This is a genomic window from Roseivirga sp. (genome assembly GCF_034669765.1).
GTDB lineage: Bacteria > Bacteroidota > Bacteroidia > Cytophagales > Cyclobacteriaceae > Roseivirga.
The window spans coordinates 287276-303969 of record NZ_JAXMOQ010000003.1 but is presented as its reverse complement, the minus strand read 5'-3'; the positions used below and the strand labels follow the sequence as shown (position 1 = coordinate 303969).

The window sequence follows — 16694 nt, the reverse complement described above, 5'->3', positions numbered from 1 at the left end:
AATTAATTTACGATAATCTCTGCACTGAGTGAATTGTTATTTCCCGCTGGCGGAACATGGTATCCTCTTAAAATGATGGTGTAATAATATCCATTTTGGAATTTAACATTAGGCACGTTAAGCTGAATACTGTTGTCGTCAGGAGAAGTTACTATTAAATCATATTCATCGGCTGTAAGCTCCATAAAACCAGAAGCATCCATGAAATTGGAATCACTGAATAGTGGGTCATTTTGATCATTGGCCGAAACATCTAAAGCGGGTGCGTCTGGCGATAAATTCACAAGTCTTACTTTGGCCTTTCCATCACTTGGCGCATCGGAATTGTCTTCTAATTTCAGCACTTTCAAATTATTATAATCACCTACAGTAAATATGGAATAAGTTCTGCCAGCGCCTAAAATGAAGGTAGTATCGGCTACTACATTATTGGCGTGAGCTGGTGTAAACTGGAAGTAGCGACTTCCTGTAAAGAATCTTAAATACCCAGTGTAATCAGCGTAATCGAAAGGGTAAATGTTCAATTGTCTATTATCGATTCCGATGTCCATTGCTGGGGCATTAGGCGATGCCTGATAAAGTGATACATAGGCTACATTTTCGGGAAGACTATCTCCGTCATCATTATTACAGCTAGAAAGCATAAACACGATGGCAACCAACATCATCATACTCCTCATCATTCCGTTTAACGGAATCTCTTGCTTTGCATTTAATCTCATAATTCTGAATTTTAATTTGATTTAGGTTATTTATAAAGCTGAGCCTCCTGTTTTAGTAGGCGGATATTCAATATTAAAACCACAAGTTTAATGCCATTGGTTTCAATGAAACCCAATGCTTTAACGCATACAGTTATGATTTTTATTGCAGAACAACACGGCATGGGGTTTCCACAATCTTTAAAGACAAGCTCCCATAATTAAAGGTTGGAATTAGACTAATGTTTTTTTTGTAAAAAAATCCTTTCTATACCGTCTAGAGGGTATTCCTAATCCCATTTGGGCGGTATTGAAGTACGTTGATCTAAGAGGTAAGTTTGTTAGTATAAAATGATGAGCCTATCTATCCTTGACTGCTATAATGTGGATTTGGATCATTTTTATGTAATCAGTTAAATCAATAGAAATGAGAAAGATATTGACATTAGTGAGTGCATTTTTTGTTATTGTAGCCCATTCGGCCTTTGCACAATTTTCAAAATCCATAGCTGATTATTCCCTTAATGGTAATGTGGTTGAGAGTCAAATTGACTGGTATAGATATGACAGCGAAAGTAAGACCATTACTAAAATAAGAGAAACTTATGCTTTGTTTGATGAGGCAGGAAGACAATTACAAGACAAAACTTTCGAGGTACTAGAGGACAGAAGGGTGGAGAATAGATACTCATGGAATATGGATGGTTCGCCAAGTGAAATGTTCAACGGTGTGAAGTTTGAGGGTGATGAGAGAAGCAACTTGGTCAAGTTTAGTCAGGTAAGGCGCGGATCAAAGTGGGTTACTTATGAAATTTCAGCTGATACTGCACAGGTATATCAGTATGTTACTGGGTCGCCTGAAACGCCCAAGATGTTAATAGTGTTCGATGGTAAAGGGGTAAGAAAAAGAATAGAAGACCATAAGTATTATCCAAATAGCATGGTTCCCAGTAGTATTAATATTACCCATGTTGAAGGCGATCGAAAGCTGGGTGCCGAGGAGATCGTGTTTGATGAGAATGGATATAGAAAAAGTTATGAACTGAAGGAAGAACGAAAAGAAACATTATTCCGAGATGAGCATAATTCTGTGGTTAAATCAGTGATGGAAGCAAGAGATAAGCAATACACTAACTCTGAGAGTGTGTATGAGTATGATGGACAGGACAACTGGACTAAAGTATATCGCAAAAGGTTCGATCAAGAAGGGAATGTGATTGAGGAGCTTTATGGTTTTAAGAAAACTAAAATATGGTGGAAGGAACCTACTGGCGCTTTGGAGCCAGATTATGCGTTTATCAAGAAGACGAACCCTATAAATAAATAGCATATGCCGGGTATACTCTCATGGGTGTTGATTTTAGCGGGACTTTCGGTGCTCTTGTTGCTTGTTTATTATTTCCGTTCGCCTGAGAAGGCCACTCCGAACATGCATCGAGCAATTCCTTTTGTTGTGGCCGTCTTGGCCATTTGGTCTTTGTTTACTAGCTGGATGTGGTTTTATTATTTCAACTTAGTACTTAGCTTGCCCACGCTGTTGATTGCTATTTCACTTAATTTTTGGGCGAGGCATAAGAAGCTTGACCAAAGACTAGTAAAGTTGAACTGGTATATAATCGGTGGGGCGCTCTTGTTGAGTCTTATAAGCTTTATCTTTTTTTTCATGCGATAATTAGTCTCATTGATCCATTACTTTGTTGTGTTAGCTGAACGTACATAAAACCTATTTTAATAGGTTTTATGTACGTTTTTAATATTTTACACCTGTTATAATAGGTGTTTAAATAATGAACCTTAACTTTATGTATTACGTTACACCTATGTAATTAGGTTTTATGTATTGATATTCCTTTTAAAACCTATAAATTCAGGTGTATGAACTGGAAAAGAATGACAGATCAGGCCATTGTCGATGAGATGGGCAGGCGGGTTAAGCAGCTAAGGTTGCAGAAAAGGTACACTCAGAAAGAGCTGGCTCAAAATGCTGGGGTAAACATCAATACGATTCAAAATTTGGAATACGGGCGTTCCGTTACCTTGTCGGTATTGATTCAGGTGCTTCGTGCGCTCAAATCCCTCGATCAGCTCGATTACCTGATTCCAGAAGTGGTAGAAAGCCCAATGAAGGTAATGGAGCGTGAACTCAAACCCATGCAGCGGGTACGTAAATCCAAAAATCAATAATTATGGTGGTTTTAAGGGTAAAGATTTGGAGCGAACTGGTGGGGGCTGTGCTTTGGAACGAGCAGCAGCAACTAGCTTCTTTTGAATTTGCTCCTGAGTTTGCAGAAGGCACTACAGACTTAGCACCACTTACCATGCCCTTGGAAGATATTAAGCGTGGGGAGCGCATTTTTTCGTTCCCCAATTTAGGGAAGGCCACTTACAGTGGTTTACCTGGTCTGCTTTCCGATTCGCTTCCCGATGCTTTTGGAAATCAGATCATCCGTTCTTGGCTGGCTTCTCAGGGGCGAGCGGTTAATTCGATCAATCCTATTGAGAAATTGGGTTACGTTGGTATTCGTGGTATGGGAGCATTGGAGTTTGAACCTGCTACCACTCCTTTCGGAACCCAAGTCAAAGATATTGAGGTGGAATCCTTGCTTTCGCTGACGAATAAAGTGCTCGAAGAAAGGCAAGCGGTAAACCTCAACCTGACAGCCGATGAGGAACAGGCCATGACGGATTTGATTCGAGTAGGAACTTCGGCTGGTGGTCAGCGGCCGAAAGCGATTATTGGTTTCAACCCCAAAACGAAAGCGATTAAATCGGGGCAGTTCACTTTACCCAAAGGCTTTGATTATTACATGCTGAAATTTGATGGTGTAAATGAAGGTAGTTTAGGTGATCCAGCTGGTTACGGACGCATAGAAATGGCTTATCATTTAATGGCTAAGGATTGCGGAATCAACATGATGCCTTGTCGGCTTTTAGAAGAAAATGGTAGAGCGCATTTTATGACGCAGCGTTTCGATAGGGGAGCGGACGGAGAGAAGATTCATATGCAAACCTTGTGTGCCATGGCACATTACGATTTCATGATGCCTGGACTGTACGGTTATGAAGATGCTTTTGCTGACATGCGTGAGCTGAGGTTGCCGTATCAGGATTTTGAGCAACAGTATGTACGTATGGTGTTCAATGTAATTGCTAGAAACCAAGACGACCATACTAAGAACATTGCTTTTTTATTACCTCAGGGGGGCGAGTGGAGGTTGTCACCCGCCTATGATGTCAATTGGGCCTATAATCCTCAGGGCGACTGGACCAGTCAGCATCAGATGTCGATTAGGGGAAAGCGTGATAATTTTACACTGGACGACCTATTGGCTTTTGCCAAAGAAAATTCCATCAAGAAACCTCAACAGTTGATCGATCATGTGACTTCTATAGTGAGTGATTGGCCCAAATACGCCTCCAAAACTGGAGTGGAAGAGAATAGGTCTTCCATCATTGGTAAAACTCACCGAAAGCTGAAATAGAGTTTAGATTTGCTCCAATTTGATATGCACAGCCAATAAAGTTTCATTGCCAATCACTTTAGCGCAATGGCCATGCTTTTCAGTATCGAAAGGAATATGCTTCGGCAGGTAGTCTTTCGCTATAAACATGCTGCCAGTACTAAAGTCTTTATGTTCTCCATTCCGAAGTGTAATTCTTAAAATACCGCTCTGAATCACAATCAGGGTTGGGTCGCCTGCTACATGCCAATCACTTTCGTAACCTGCATCACTGGTTCTGATTCTTAGGTTCAACGCATCAATTCTCTTGGTTAAAACCATTCCACCTCGAACATGCTGAGGAAGGGCTTCTTCAGAAAAAACGGTAATGGAATCTTCATTCACTGTGAGGGTGGGGATATTGATCATAAAGGTGAAGAAAGTATATTTTCTGGTTGGTTAGGTGTCAAGTCTAAAATAATCATTCAGTTACGCTTAATAAAAACTTCTGAATCCTTTTCTACTAGGAGGTTGAATCCTACATTTGCTCTCCAAGTGGGGTGCTTGCTAAATGGCAGGCTGAGATGATACCCAGGAGCTCTGGCTCCGCACCTGATCCAGATAATGCTGGCGTAGGGATTTAGGCTTTTACAGTTCTGTAATGGCCTAGTTCATCTCCTCATTTCATTGAAAATAAAGAACAATGATCGAGGAATTTCTAACACAATTAACTTGGCTTGAAGGCTTAGGAACGCTTTTTGGCATTGTTCAGGTGATACTGGCACGCCAAAATAACATCAATACTTATTTGTTTGGGATAGTGGCCATATTAATGAGCATGTGGGTACTCTACCAAAGTGCACTATATGCCGATATTTTGCTGCATATGTATTATTTGGTTATGAGTATTTATGGCTGGCTGTACTGGAAATACGGTAAGCAGAAGGCGGAAGCTCCAATCAGTAATTCCACTCAGCAAGAACATTTAAAGGCAGTTTTGATAGTGTTAGGGTGTTTTGGCCTAATGAGCTATTGGCTAAATTTTCACACCGATTCTGATGTGCCCATTTGGGATGCAGCGGTAAGTGCCTTTGCTTGGGCGGGTATGTGGCTGATGGCCAAAAGAAAGATTGAAAATTGGATTTATTTGAATATCAGCAACATTATTTCTATTCCGCTTTTGATTTATAAAGACCTCTATATCTACGCGGGTATGTCGGTGTTTCTATTTGTTATGGGTACTTCTGGCTATTTAAAGTGGCGCAAATTAATGAATAAAGAAAATGGGAATGTATTTGCAACAGCTTAAAGAATGGTGTAGCGATGCACCTGTCTTCAGACAAGAGGTGCTGGACTGGATCGCCAAAGAAAACTTGTGGAATATTTGGGTTCCAAAAGCATTTGGAGGAAGAGAAATGGCCTTAACTGAAGGGCTCAGGAAACTTCAATCATTGGCTAGAATTGATGGCAGTTTAGGCTGGACTGTGACGCTTTGCAGTGGTGCGAATTTCTTTATTGGAAACCTTCAACCTGAAGTGGCAAAGGAGCTGTTTGCTCAGCCCGTAATTTTTGGGGGAAGTGGAGGTATGTTCGGTACAGCTGAAAAGGAGGGGAGTAGCTACCGATTGAATGGCACCTGGCGATATGCCACTGGCGCACCTTACCTAACACACTTTACCTTGAATGCTAAGATTGTAGAAAATGGAGTTGAGCAGGTAAATGAAGATGGTTCGCCTAAATTTCTCTCTTTTATCATTCCTACAAGTCAAGTGCGCATCATCCATGACTGGAACACTATGGGGCTCAAAGCCTCAGCTACCCATTCCTTCGAAGTGAAGGATGTGTTAGTAGGCGAGGAATACAGTTTTGTGTACAATCGGTTTCACCTTTCGCAGCCCATTTTCAAAACGCATTTTTCAGTTTTTGCTGACCTTACCCTTTGGGTGAATTATGTTGGTATGGCGGAGCATTTTTTGGAAGAAGCTCAGGTAAAAGATGAAACTCTGTTAACGGAGTTAAAAGAAGCGATTGATTCTGCAAACGCTCAACTCTACGAAATTGCCAAACAGGTAGAAGATATGACAACGCATAGCGAGGAGTTTACGGAACCTTTTATTAAGGAAGTTCACCAAGTTGCTTCCGCTTCAGTTAAAAACTTATCGGCTGCTATTATTGGTTTGCAGCCCTATTTAGGAGTGAATGCAAGCAGAGAGGATGCTGTACTTAACCAAATCTTCAGAGACTACTTTACTGCTACCCAGCATCATATTTTCACGAGGTGAGTTTTTTTGCGGGTATCACAGACTGGGTGGGTTTCGGGATTGCTCTGATTTCCCCACCAAACGCCCGCCTTTGTTGTGTGTTTTCACCAACAAACTGGGAGGGTGTGCATCTGTAACATCCATTAATCCTTATTACCTGCGTTTCTACCTTTTTTGTGGGCATCACAAATTGAATGGATTTAGGGATTGCTCCCCAACTGGTCTAAGCGTCACGCTTAGACCAAACAAGATTAACTTTAAGCTAGTCCAACGGTTCTTGGTCTTAGCGAGACGCAAAGACTAGGGCAGGTTAGTAATCCTTAAAATCAGCGTTTCAGACAATATTATCCATCCAAACACAAACTTGCTAAAGTATTCGATAGTAGATCGTCAGTTGTGACCTCAACAAGGTAATGCAAGGCTTGGCTGATGTCGATTGCTCAAGAAGTAAGCCTTAATCTTCAATCGCAGCCTTCTGGATTCAGGCTCTGGTGATTCTCGATTTGAACTGTAGCAATGTCTTGTCCTGAGCTGATTTCAACACAAGTTAGGCTTGGGTTTCTTATTATTCTTAAGTCATATAATGCAGAAAGGTGAGACACGTTTAAGTGAGTAAGCTGATTACCAGATGCCCATATCATTTCTAGGTTCGTGTTGCTGCTTAGTGATAAATCACTGATTTGATTATAGCTCACTTTTAAATGTTTGAGCGCTTCATTGGCGCTAATGTTCAACTCAGTCAATTTATTGCCTAGCCAGTAAGTACTCCAAATTGGAACAATTATCTACATTGAGTACGGTTAGAAGATTGTTCTCAATGTTCAAACCTTCTAGCGATGGTTGGTGAATGCTAAATTCCTGAAGGTCGTTAAAACCTAAATAGAGTTTTGTCAATTGGCTAGTGTTTTCAAATCCGGTTACAGAAGAAAGTAAATTTGCAGTTACCAAGACTTCAATAAGGTCTGGGTTATGGCTAAGATCCAACGATGTCAACTGATTTGCTTCCGCGTGTAAATACTGAAGTTCAGTGTTGTGAGATAAATCAAGAGTTGTAAGGTCGTTTCTGCCAATGAATAAGTGGGTTAAAGAGGTATTCTTACTTAGATCAATTTCAGTGATTTGGTTAAAAGACAAATAGAGTTTCTTTAGAGCCGTATTCTCGGCAAGAGAAACTGTTTGAAGTGCATGATCTCCTACTATGAGGTGTTCTACATTTTTAAAAGCCTCTATTCCCGTAAGGTCAGTTATTTTGTCTTCATTATCAGAGCCAGTAAAAAACAAATTCATCTCAATTGCCGCTAAGGCATCTTGCTCCCAAATTTGATGATTGAGCTCACCATCGGTATCTATTCTCTGAGCAATCAAACTTGCTTCGAAATTATGGTCGGGTATGCTTACAGAAGGCCCCACATCAGGATCTATTACTGGATATGGAGTAAGCTCTTCATTGTTCGAATTACAGGAGAGAAAAAAGGTGAGAATTAAGAATAGTATAGCAGTTTTTTTGAGTTCGGATGAGCTCTGCATTGATTGATATTTTGAGATAAAAAAATTGGTGACCGACTTATGAGACGGATGACTTATTTAAAAGTTACAGAAACCTGCGTCATTCTTTAATGAATATCACTTGCGTTTCTAATTTTTTTGTCTGCATCACAGACTCATTGGATTTCGGAATTTCGCTGATTTGGAGCTCAAAGCCAGCCTTTGTTGTGTGTTTTCACCAACAAATTGAAAGAGGGTAGATATCTGTGCTATCATTTAATCTTTATCATCTGTGTTTCTTCCCTTATTGTCTGCATCACAGATTGAATGGATTACGGGATTTCTCTGATTGGCTAAGGTGTGGTAGTATCGGCTTTGCTATCTAGGTCTAGGACAAAGCGCTTAAAACTAAGACTCTTCTCCCCAAAATTGATCAACAGACCAACTTCAAAACGATAAGCCCTAAGGTAGTTTAAAATCTGAGCCCAATGAACCTCTTCGATTTTAGTTGTTGCTTTCAATTCAACTAACACCTTTCCTTCAACTATAAAATCTGCTCTTCTTGTGCCAATGGGCTCAGGGCAATCTCTATAATAGATTTCTTGATTTTGTTCTCTTTGAAATGAAATATCAGATTGGTTGAACTCATAGGCCAAGGCTCTTTGATAAATAACCTCTTGAAAACCGTTGCCTAGAAAGGAATGAACTCTCATAGCTGACCCGATGATCTTATGCGTTAAGTCTTTGTATTTATATTCCGAAGGTGCCATGCCTTAAGATACTTTGAATCTGTGGAATCCTAAAATCCTTATGAATCTGTATTTCTAATTTTTTTGTGGGTATCACAGATTTGATGGATTATGGGATTACTCTGATTTAGCATTGGAGTAGAATGAAGCCTAGGTATACTTCTGTGTTATCCATTAATCCGTATAATCTGTGTTTCTAACTGTTTTACTTTCCGATACAAAATTTACTAAAAATATTCGCCAATAAGTCATCAGTAGTGATTTCCCCAGTGATCTCACCGAGGTAGTGGAGGCTTTGGCGAATGTCCATGGCTACAAAATCATTAGTGACTTGGTTGTCAATGCCTTCGATGACCGCAGTTAAAGAGTTTTTGGTTTGAAGCAGAGAGTCGTAATGACGGATGTTGGTCACTACGGTGTCGCCTTTCTTGAACTTATCGAGGTTGACGAGTTCGAGAATGCGCACTTTAAGCATTTCTACCTGCTCTGGGTCTTTGGCCGATAGGAACAGCATACCGGGGTGTTGCCCTTGAAGCGTTTCAATAAAAGCAGGATCGGCTTTGTCGAGCTTATTGGCCAGCTTTAAAAAGGGCACGCCAGCATTTTCCAGAATATTGATTTCCTTGTTCACTTCCACAATAGAAGTATCCGCCAAATCGAACAGGTAAATGATCAGCGAAGCGGTCTTCATTTTGGCATGGGTGCGTTCTACGCCCATGGCTTCGATAACATCCGTAGTCTCTCTCAAGCCAGCCGTATCGATAAAGCGGAAAGCGATGCCGCCAATAATGATTTCATCTTCAATAAAGTCACGTGTAGTTCCGGCTATTTCGGACACTATTGCTTTTTCTTCATTCAGCAAGGCATTCAGTAGGGTAGACTTACCTGCATTGGGCTTGCCCGCAATCACGGTAGGTACTCCGTTTTTGATCACATTGCCCAAATCAAAACTTTGGATCAAAGCATTGATGACTTTCAGGAGTCTGTTGACCAAATTCGTTAAATCCTCGCGGCTGGCAAATTCTACATCCTCTTCGCCAAAATCGAGTTCAAGCTCAATCATGGAAGCAAAGTGGATGAGTTCTTCACGAAGCTTTTTAATTTCATCAGAAAAACCACCACGCATCTGGTTGAGGGCGGTTTGATGTGCCGCTTCAGAATCTGCATTGATTAAGTCGGCTACGGCTTCGGCTTGCGCCAAATCAAATTGGCCGTGCATAAAGGCACGCTTAGTAAACTCACCCGGTTTGGCAGGCCGCGCACCTTTGCGGATTAACAACTGAATAATCTGGCGGATGATGTAGCTCGATCCGTGACAAGAGATCTCAATGACGTTCTCTTTGGTAAAGGATTTTGGCGCAATGAAAAGCGAGATAAGCACTTCGTCCAGAATCTTGTTCTCATCCCTGATGGTGCCAAAATGAATCGTGTGAGATTCTTGTTTTGTGAGATCTTTTCCCTTAAAAACCGCATTGGTAATGCTTATGGCTTCTTTTCCAGATAAACGGATAACGCCAATGGCGCCCACGCCTTGTGGTGTGGCCAGTGCAATAATGGTGTCTTCGTTTTGAGCAAGTTTGCGCATGGCAGCAAAGGTAGCGGTAATTTGATAATTAGGCATCTTCATTTCTAATAAGCTCTATTCGGCTAGCTTCATTATATTGAAACTTATTTAGCAAAATGAACTGGATACAAACCCATTATAAGAGTCTCTTGATTGCGCTGAGTTGCTTTATGGCCTTTGTGGTTTTTGAGGCATTTCAGCAGCTTTTTTATGCTGAAAACTTTAATAATGGTGTGCCTATTGATGTTACGTTTTTAGAGGTGCTCAAAGGCGGCATGCTCCGATGGGGGCTCTGGTTGGCTACTTCGGTGGGTTTGGTGTTCTACGTTCGCAAGTTCCCGATAAGGTCTGGTTATGAACTGGTTCGAAAGCTTTTGGCTTATGGAGGCCTTCTGCTTTTGCTTTTGCTGCTTGATATCGCTTTGGCGGCTTTGATCAATATGCCAGCCGATCAAAAGGGCGGGTCTGTTTTTGCCGAATTATTTCAGTTTTACTTCTTTCATAAGGCGCCCATCGTTTTCGTTTTTCTGGTGGTGGTGATTCTTCTCGTTCATTTTTTTCAGTATAAATCCGAAATTGAAGTCTACATCAAAGAACTGGGTGACCTGAAGAACACTAATTCTAAGCTGTATAAGCAGATAAAATCCACGGAGAGTAGTTTTACAGATGCTGCCAAGGTAATTCAGGTAAGGGTAGGGAATAGGTCGCAGATTGTGCCGCTTGAGCATATTGTTTGGATTGAAGCGGACGATTATTGCGTGAAAATCCATGACCGGCAAGGAAAAGCCTATACACTTCGGAATTCCCTTAAAAGCTTAGAAGAGAAACTTCCTTCAGATTATTTTCAACGGATTCACCGCAGGTCAATCGTCAACCTAAAGTTTGTAGAGCGGATCGAATGGGGAGCATCGGCTTCCGTTACTATGCACAATGGACTAGAGTTGCCTTTGGCGCAGTCGCGGATTAAGTCGGTAAAGACAGCAATGAACTAAGAAAGGCCTTGGCTTTACTGCATTTGTATGGGGCTTCACTGCAAAAAACTTGACTCAATTGGCTATTTAGGCCATTATTGAAGAAAAAAGGTCATGCAAAAAATATCAATCTCTATCCTGTTCAGTGCTTTGTTTCTAATAGGGCTTTCGCTCAACGCTCAAAAATTGTCGTTTCCTTATGAGCCTTCGGCTGAAAACCCATTTGGTTTGCCAAACCCCGAGGCGAATCCTGCCATTAAGGATTTCGCACCCATGATTGGTTTGTGTAATTGTGTTTCACAAGCCAGAAATGCAGATCAGACTTGGGCGGAACCTGAAGCAATGACTTGGCGCTTTAAGTACATTATGAATGGTATGGCCGTTCAGGACGAGACGATGAAAGCAAACGGAGTTCATTCTGGCAGTATTCGGCAGTTCAATAGCGATAGCCTTAAATGGTATGTCCATTATTACACCTCCAGTACCGCTGTGGCTACATTACCTGCCTGGGAAGGAAAGCGTGTAGAAGAGCAGGGTAAGAGGGTGTTTTATAAGGCACAAAAGGCGCCTAACGGTGCGGATGGTTTTTTTCGATTGACTTTCTACGATATCAGTACCGAAGGGTATAAATGGATAGGGGAATGGGTGGATAAAGCCGAATCCATAGTTTTTCCCACTTGGAAAATAGATTGTACTAAAATCAAAGAATAACTAGGCTTCTGAAAGTAAGATGTTTTCGGCTACCGCCATGGAGATGGTAATGGTTTTCTTACCGTCAATGGTTACGTCTACCGAGCCATCAAACTCCATTCTGTCTACAATCTGCAGTCTGGTACCAATGGAGATGCCTACTTTATCCAAGTACTTTAAGAACGAAGCACTGGAGCCATTTACGCCCACCACGATACCAGATGTTCCCACTGGAAGTTGAGTAATCGGATCTTTTCGCTTTTCAATCAGTTGGCCGTTTTCGTCTGGGATCGGATCGCCATGTGGGTCGAATTTAGGGAAGCCCAAAAATTCATCCAGCCGCTGAAGGAGTAGGGGGGATTTGATGTGCTCTAACTGTTCGGCTACTTCGTCCAATTGATCCCATTGAAAGTTGAGTTTTTCCACTAAAAACACCTTCCAGATTCTGTGTTGCCTAATAACATGCAGAGCCTTGAACTTACCTTTTTCCGAAACATTTACGCCTCGGTATTTTTGGTAATCCACCATTTTCTTTTCCGAAAGTCGCTTAATCATATCGCTCACCGAAGCAGGGGCGGTCTTCATTTCTTCCGCCAAGGCGTTAGTATTCACAGAGCGTTTTCCACCTTCTGAAAGATGGTAAATGGCCTTTAAATAATTCTCTTCAACAAAGCTTAACATAGGAGTGTATTGGACTGAGGGTAATGATTGATTACAGCGTAAATATAGTATTTAGATGAATCTAATAAAAATTTATGTATAAACTAAATTAAAACAAAATGCATATTTAAGACTTATTTACAGTGAGTTGGATATTGGAAAGATATATTTTCGGTTAATCTAAACTTTGGAATTGCTGAATTGAGCAATGAAATCTAGGAACCTAGACTCCTCGCTTTCCCATAAGCTGGTTTTGGTATCTCCTTGGGTATAAAAGCGAGAATCCTTCATTAAGGCGAGTACCTTTTCAGGATCAAAATAGCTAGGGTCTATTGGTATGGCGGCATTGAATTCATCACAGAAATTAATCCAAGTCGAATTGTTCAAAAGCAGCATAGGGAGCTTATTGGCAGAGTATTCAAACAAGCGCGTCAGTATTTTATCATCATTTACGCCATTGTTAGGTTTTTTGAGCACAAAGCCAAAGTCTGCCTTTTTGATTTGCTGAATGATTTGATGGTGAGGAACAAGGAAATCACCTCCAATCAATTCAATATAGTCTTTACCTGAGATAGCCTCTTTTAGCTGTATAAGGTCTTTTTTGAGGGCACAGTAGCCGATAATGCACAACTTTATGCTTGAATCAATCTGGTGAAGTTGATGGGTAATTTCAATGGCTTCGAATATTCCGTTTGATGCTGAAATTGTCCCTGAATATAGTAAAACGGTATTTTCTGAATTCACCATCGGTTCGTTCTCAGGCACTTCAACAGGCATGTACTTGTTTTCGATCAGAATGGATTTACGTGAAGGAATAAAACCCAATTGTTCAGTATAAACCCTTTCTGCTAAGATAAAGCCGTCAAAGAATGGTTTCGTAATTAACTCTTTTACTCGAACATAAGCTGCCAAAAAGGGTCTGAGAATAGGGTTGAAGACGTTGGTGTTCCGAATGTTTTTCACGTAGTTTTCCCTTACATCGTAGATAATTCGCCCACCAAATAATATTCTGTATATAGAGGTAACTATCAGTAATTCATGTGTATTACATATGATGATTTGAGGCTTTACTTTAATGTATGTTTTGAATATTTTTAAAGAACTTGTGATCCGATCAAAGGACATTCTTCCGAAAGGTCCATGAGGGTGGAAATGAATTGAATCGTGGGTTAACGTATTTTTTGAAGCAAAGCCTATGATATTAACCTCATATTCGTTTGTTTTCGCCAGAGAAACACCAAACTTCTCATACATACGAGAATCGTCAATAGGTTTTAGCGTAGAAGCAATAAGAAGTTTGGTCTTGTTCATAAACATTCGAATTTATTGAAAATTTCTAACTACTGATGGAGGCATTAAAGAAGATCATTGAGGCGGCTTGGGATAACCGAGAATTATTAAAAGAGAAACAAACGATTTTGGCTGTGAAAACGGTGATCGAAGACCTCGATAGCGGTAACATTCGTGTGGCAGAACCTACTGCAGACAGATGGCAAGTAAATGAGTGGATTAAGAAAGCAGTGATTCTGTATTTCCCTTTACAGAAAATGCAAACCATCGAAGTTGGGCCATTTGAGTTTCATGATAAGATACGATTGAAAACAGGTTATGCGAGTAAGGGCATCCGTGTTGTACCTCATGCTGTTGCTCGTTATGGTGCATATATCAGCAGTGGTGTAGTGATGATGCCGTCTTATGTGAATATTGGCGCTTATGTGGATGCAGGCACCATGATTGATACATGGGCTACGGTGGGCAGTTGCGCTCAAATCGGTAAAGATGTACACCTTAGCGGAGGAGTTGGGATTGGCGGAGTGCTAGAACCTGTACAGGCGGCTCCAGTGATTATAGAAGATGGTGCCTTTATTGGGTCTCGTTGTATTGTGGTAGAAGGCGTGAGGGTTGGAAAAGAGGCGGTTTTGGGAGCAAACGTTACCTTAACAGGGAGTTCTAAAATTATTGATGTAACAGGTGATACCCCCGTCATATACAAAGGATATGTACCAGAAAGATCAGTGGTAATTCCAGGCTCTTATGCAAAAGAGTTTCCAGCAGGTACTTATAATGTACCTGCCGCATTGATTATCGGCCAAAGAAAAGAGAGCACCGACAAAAAAACTTCCCTGAACGAAGCTTTGCGTGAAAATAATGTTGCCGTGTAAAAATGGGAATGAATCTCTCGAATTGAGAAGATAATCAATAATGATATTTTTATAAACAACTGAATTTCAGTGGTTTATTTTTTGGCCTCAGCTTTGCAATACTGTTTGTGTTGTTTTGAGTTGACCATATTGTGGTTGGGTAGAGTGCTTTCACGCTACCTAGAGAAGGGCCTTCGGGCCCTTCTTCTGTTAAAAACATTGTTGTATTCCGTATAAACAAATACTTTTGCAGCCTTTAAACCATTTATGGCTGAATCAATCTTAAATGTTGTTTGAAACGGATTCATTCTTAAAAACTATTTATATCACATTCAATGAAAAATCGCTTATCTCTTTTGGTCTTAGTCCTTACGACTTTCTTATTTTCTTGTAACGATGATGTTACCAGAAAAGGAGATCAGCTTTATAATGAAGGAAATTACAAAGAGGCGGTGGATGCCTATTCGGAATACCTTAAAACCAACCCTAAGGACATCAAATCACTGTATAACCGCGGAAGGGCTTATGAAGAGATGAAGGAATTGATAAATGCCAAGAATGACTTTATCAGCGTTTTAGACATTGATGGAGATAACCTAAGTGCTAACCTGAGCATGGGTAAATATTGGTACAATCAAAAAGACTATAACAAAGCCATCATATTTTTTGATAAAGTGATCGAACTGGATGGCCTTCGTTCTGATGCCTATATGCTCAGAGGTCGTAGCTATCATCAAAAAGGCGACTTCGACAAAGCGATGGAAAACTACAACCAAGCGATTAACTTTGATAATGACAACGCTGAGGCATTTCTTTACAGAGGAGCACTTAAGATAGCTTTAAATCAAACCAAAACTGCTTGTCAGGATTTCACAAGGTCTAAAGCTTTAGGTTCTTTGGAGGCTTCTGACGCACTAGCAAAGCACTGTCGTTAAAACCATTTCGAAGTCATTAAACTCCCTTCTAGGGCATTTTCTAGTTCGTCTGAAATGCCTGGGAAGAAATCTAGTCCTGTCAACTGTTCTACGCTGTCGATTGTGACTACAAAGGACGAAAGGGGAGCAGAACTTGCCTCATTCTTCATTAAGAAGGCAATGGCTTTAATCTCTGGTTTTCTCATGTCAAGAATAATCTTGTAGTAGTATTCAGGAACTGAGACTTGGTTCGAGCCAATGGTTTTGTATTTTTTGTTCAATATAGGGCCTGTAACCACATAAACTTGATTATTTTCCATGGCCCAAGTTCTTACCTGGTCTTCCAATTTTTTCCATACTCCTCGATTAAAGGAAGCGTCTTGAGGGCTCATATTGCTCATAAAGAAAGATTGGCTTAAAGCGAATTCGCTATAAGAGAAATCTGCAGCTGGCGCCAAATGCCCACGATCATAACCACTTTCTTTATAATCATCCAAAGCGGCTGAACCTGTTTTTATTCTGGTGTCTGCCCTGAAATCATCTTTTCTTTCGTAAGTGGTTTGTTTTAAACTGTCGGCATACAAAATATAAGCTACCCATAAAGCTTGCTCGTGCTCTTCACTATAGCGTAAAGTGTAATAAGGTCTTTCTACAATGGCCTGAGAGGCCTCATATGCTGGCCAAGCAAAATCGAATGCCTTGGTGAAATAGAGGTCGTAAGTATCAAAATCGACTTTGCTTTCTTCCTGCTTTGGTTGAATTTCCTTTTCTGACTTTGGAATTTCCTGCTTAGGGTCAATTTTTTCTGGAGCTAAATCTGGAGTTACTTCTTCATCAAAAAATGAAGGAATTAGCTTTTCTTCCTTGATGGCCAAGTAGCCATATCCCAACCCAATTAAGATAATTAGCCCTAATGAGAACTTCCAGAGGCTAAAACCTCCCTTTTGTCCCTTTCTTCCCGAAGTGGTTTTCTTTTTTGTTGTACCCCGACTTGAAACTGCTGCCTTCCGTTTTGCCATGCCCTGTTCTGATTTTCCGCAATGATAAAGATATTTTTCTTGAGCGGACTTTTTTTAATTCACTAAATTACTTTTCATTTTATGAACCAAATTAACCAC

Annotated in this window: 18 protein-coding genes and 1 riboswitch; of the genes, 9 read left to right on the top strand and 9 right to left on the bottom strand. The window is 40.6% G+C overall.

Annotation, left to right across the window (positions count from 1 at the left end; genetic code table 11):
- Positions 1-2: 2 nt before the first annotated feature.
- A complete protein-coding gene (locus VOI17_RS07440; RefSeq protein ID WP_323756617.1) occupies positions 3-722 on the bottom strand; it encodes a DUF4397 domain-containing protein in 720 nt (239 codons plus the stop codon).
- 406 nt (positions 723-1128) lie between these two features.
- On the opposite strand from VOI17_RS07440, the gene VOI17_RS07435 reads away from it, so the two are divergent.
- The 3 genes from VOI17_RS07435 to VOI17_RS07425 all read left to right on the top strand — a co-directional run bounded on the left by VOI17_RS07435 (position 1129) and on the right by VOI17_RS07425 (position 4183).
- A complete protein-coding gene (locus VOI17_RS07435) occupies positions 1129-2028 on the top strand; it encodes a hypothetical protein (protein WP_323756616.1) in 900 nt (299 codons plus the stop codon).
- Positions 2029-2576: 548 nt separating this feature from the next.
- On the top strand, positions 2577-2885 hold the full coding sequence (locus tag VOI17_RS07430) for a helix-turn-helix domain-containing protein (RefSeq protein ID WP_323756615.1): 309 nt from the start codon (positions 2577-2579) through the stop codon (positions 2883-2885).
- 2 nt (positions 2886-2887) lie between these two features.
- Positions 2888-4183: a type II toxin-antitoxin system HipA family toxin gene (locus tag VOI17_RS07425; protein ID WP_323756614.1), complete on the top strand. Its 1296-nt coding sequence runs from the start codon at positions 2888-2890 to the stop codon at positions 4181-4183.
- Positions 4184-4186: 3 nt separating this feature from the next.
- On the opposite strand, the gene VOI17_RS07420 is transcribed toward VOI17_RS07425, so the two are convergent.
- On the bottom strand, positions 4187-4570 hold the full coding sequence (locus tag VOI17_RS07420) for a hypothetical protein (protein WP_323756613.1): 384 nt from the start codon (positions 4568-4570) through the stop codon (positions 4187-4189).
- Positions 4571-4687: 117 nt separating this feature from the next.
- Positions 4688-4797: riboswitch (TPP riboswitch) on the top strand.
- 47 nt (positions 4798-4844) lie between these two features.
- Here VOI17_RS07420 and pnuC point away from each other — a divergent pair.
- The gene (pnuC, locus tag VOI17_RS07415) at positions 4845-5450 is read left to right on the top strand and encodes a nicotinamide riboside transporter PnuC (protein ID WP_323756612.1); all 606 of its coding nucleotides are present in this window, start codon (positions 4845-4847) and stop codon (positions 5448-5450) included.
- Entirely contained in the window at positions 5431-6423 is a 993-nt protein-coding gene (locus VOI17_RS07410; protein WP_323756611.1) for a hypothetical protein, read from the top strand. The genes pnuC and VOI17_RS07410 overlap by 20 nt, the downstream gene beginning before the upstream one ends.
- A gap of 440 nt (positions 6424-6863) precedes the next feature.
- On the opposite strand, the gene VOI17_RS07405 is transcribed toward VOI17_RS07410, so the two are convergent.
- The 4 genes from VOI17_RS07405 to mnmE form a co-directional block, all read right to left on the bottom strand.
- Entirely contained in the window at positions 6864-7097 is a 234-nt protein-coding gene (locus VOI17_RS07405; protein WP_323756610.1) for a hypothetical protein, read from the bottom strand.
- 49 nt (positions 7098-7146) lie between these two features.
- On the bottom strand, positions 7147-7929 hold the full coding sequence (locus VOI17_RS07400; RefSeq protein ID WP_323756609.1) for a leucine-rich repeat domain-containing protein: 783 nt from the start codon (positions 7927-7929) through the stop codon (positions 7147-7149).
- Positions 7930-8240: 311 nt separating this feature from the next.
- Positions 8241-8657 (bottom strand): GxxExxY protein, encoded by a 417-nt coding sequence (locus VOI17_RS07395; protein ID WP_323756608.1) that lies wholly within the window; start codon positions 8655-8657, stop codon positions 8241-8243.
- Between the two features lie 184 nt (positions 8658-8841).
- Positions 8842-10257: a tRNA uridine-5-carboxymethylaminomethyl(34) synthesis GTPase MnmE gene (gene mnmE, locus VOI17_RS07390; protein WP_323756607.1), complete on the bottom strand. Its 1416-nt coding sequence runs from the start codon at positions 10255-10257 to the stop codon at positions 8842-8844.
- 59 nt (positions 10258-10316) lie between these two features.
- Here mnmE and VOI17_RS07385 point away from each other — a divergent pair, with 59 nt between their 5' ends.
- Positions 10317-11192 carry a LytTR family DNA-binding domain-containing protein gene (locus VOI17_RS07385; RefSeq protein ID WP_323756606.1) on the top strand — a complete coding sequence of 292 codons (876 nt, stop codon included), beginning with the start codon at positions 10317-10319 and terminating at the stop codon, positions 11190-11192.
- 93 nt (positions 11193-11285) lie between these two features.
- Positions 11286-11882, top strand: a complete 597-nt coding sequence (locus VOI17_RS07380) for a hypothetical protein (RefSeq protein WP_323756605.1) — start codon at positions 11286-11288, stop codon at positions 11880-11882.
- Here VOI17_RS07380 and VOI17_RS07375 read toward each other — a convergent pair whose 3' ends face one another.
- Positions 11883-12542: a metal-dependent transcriptional regulator gene (locus VOI17_RS07375; protein ID WP_323756604.1), complete on the bottom strand. Its 660-nt coding sequence runs from the start codon at positions 12540-12542 to the stop codon at positions 11883-11885.
- Positions 12543-12701: 159 nt separating this feature from the next.
- Positions 12702-13832, bottom strand: a complete 1131-nt coding sequence (locus VOI17_RS07370; protein WP_323756603.1) for a hypothetical protein — start codon at positions 13830-13832, stop codon at positions 12702-12704.
- Between the two features lie 35 nt (positions 13833-13867).
- Between VOI17_RS07370 and VOI17_RS07365 the strand changes: the two genes are divergently transcribed.
- Positions 13868-14683 (top strand): 2,3,4,5-tetrahydropyridine-2,6-dicarboxylate N-succinyltransferase, encoded by an 816-nt coding sequence (locus VOI17_RS07365; protein WP_323756602.1) that lies wholly within the window; start codon positions 13868-13870, stop codon positions 14681-14683.
- A 314-nt stretch (positions 14684-14997) separates the two neighbouring features.
- Positions 14998-15597: a tetratricopeptide repeat protein gene (locus VOI17_RS07360; protein WP_323756601.1), complete on the top strand. Its 600-nt coding sequence runs from the start codon at positions 14998-15000 to the stop codon at positions 15595-15597.
- On the opposite strand, the gene VOI17_RS07355 is transcribed toward VOI17_RS07360, so the two are convergent.
- A complete protein-coding gene (locus VOI17_RS07355) occupies positions 15594-16595 on the bottom strand; it encodes a DNA/RNA non-specific endonuclease (protein ID WP_323756600.1) in 1002 nt (333 codons plus the stop codon). The two genes, VOI17_RS07360 and VOI17_RS07355, sit on opposite strands and share 4 nt — an antisense overlap.
- Positions 16596-16694 lie beyond the last annotated feature (99 nt).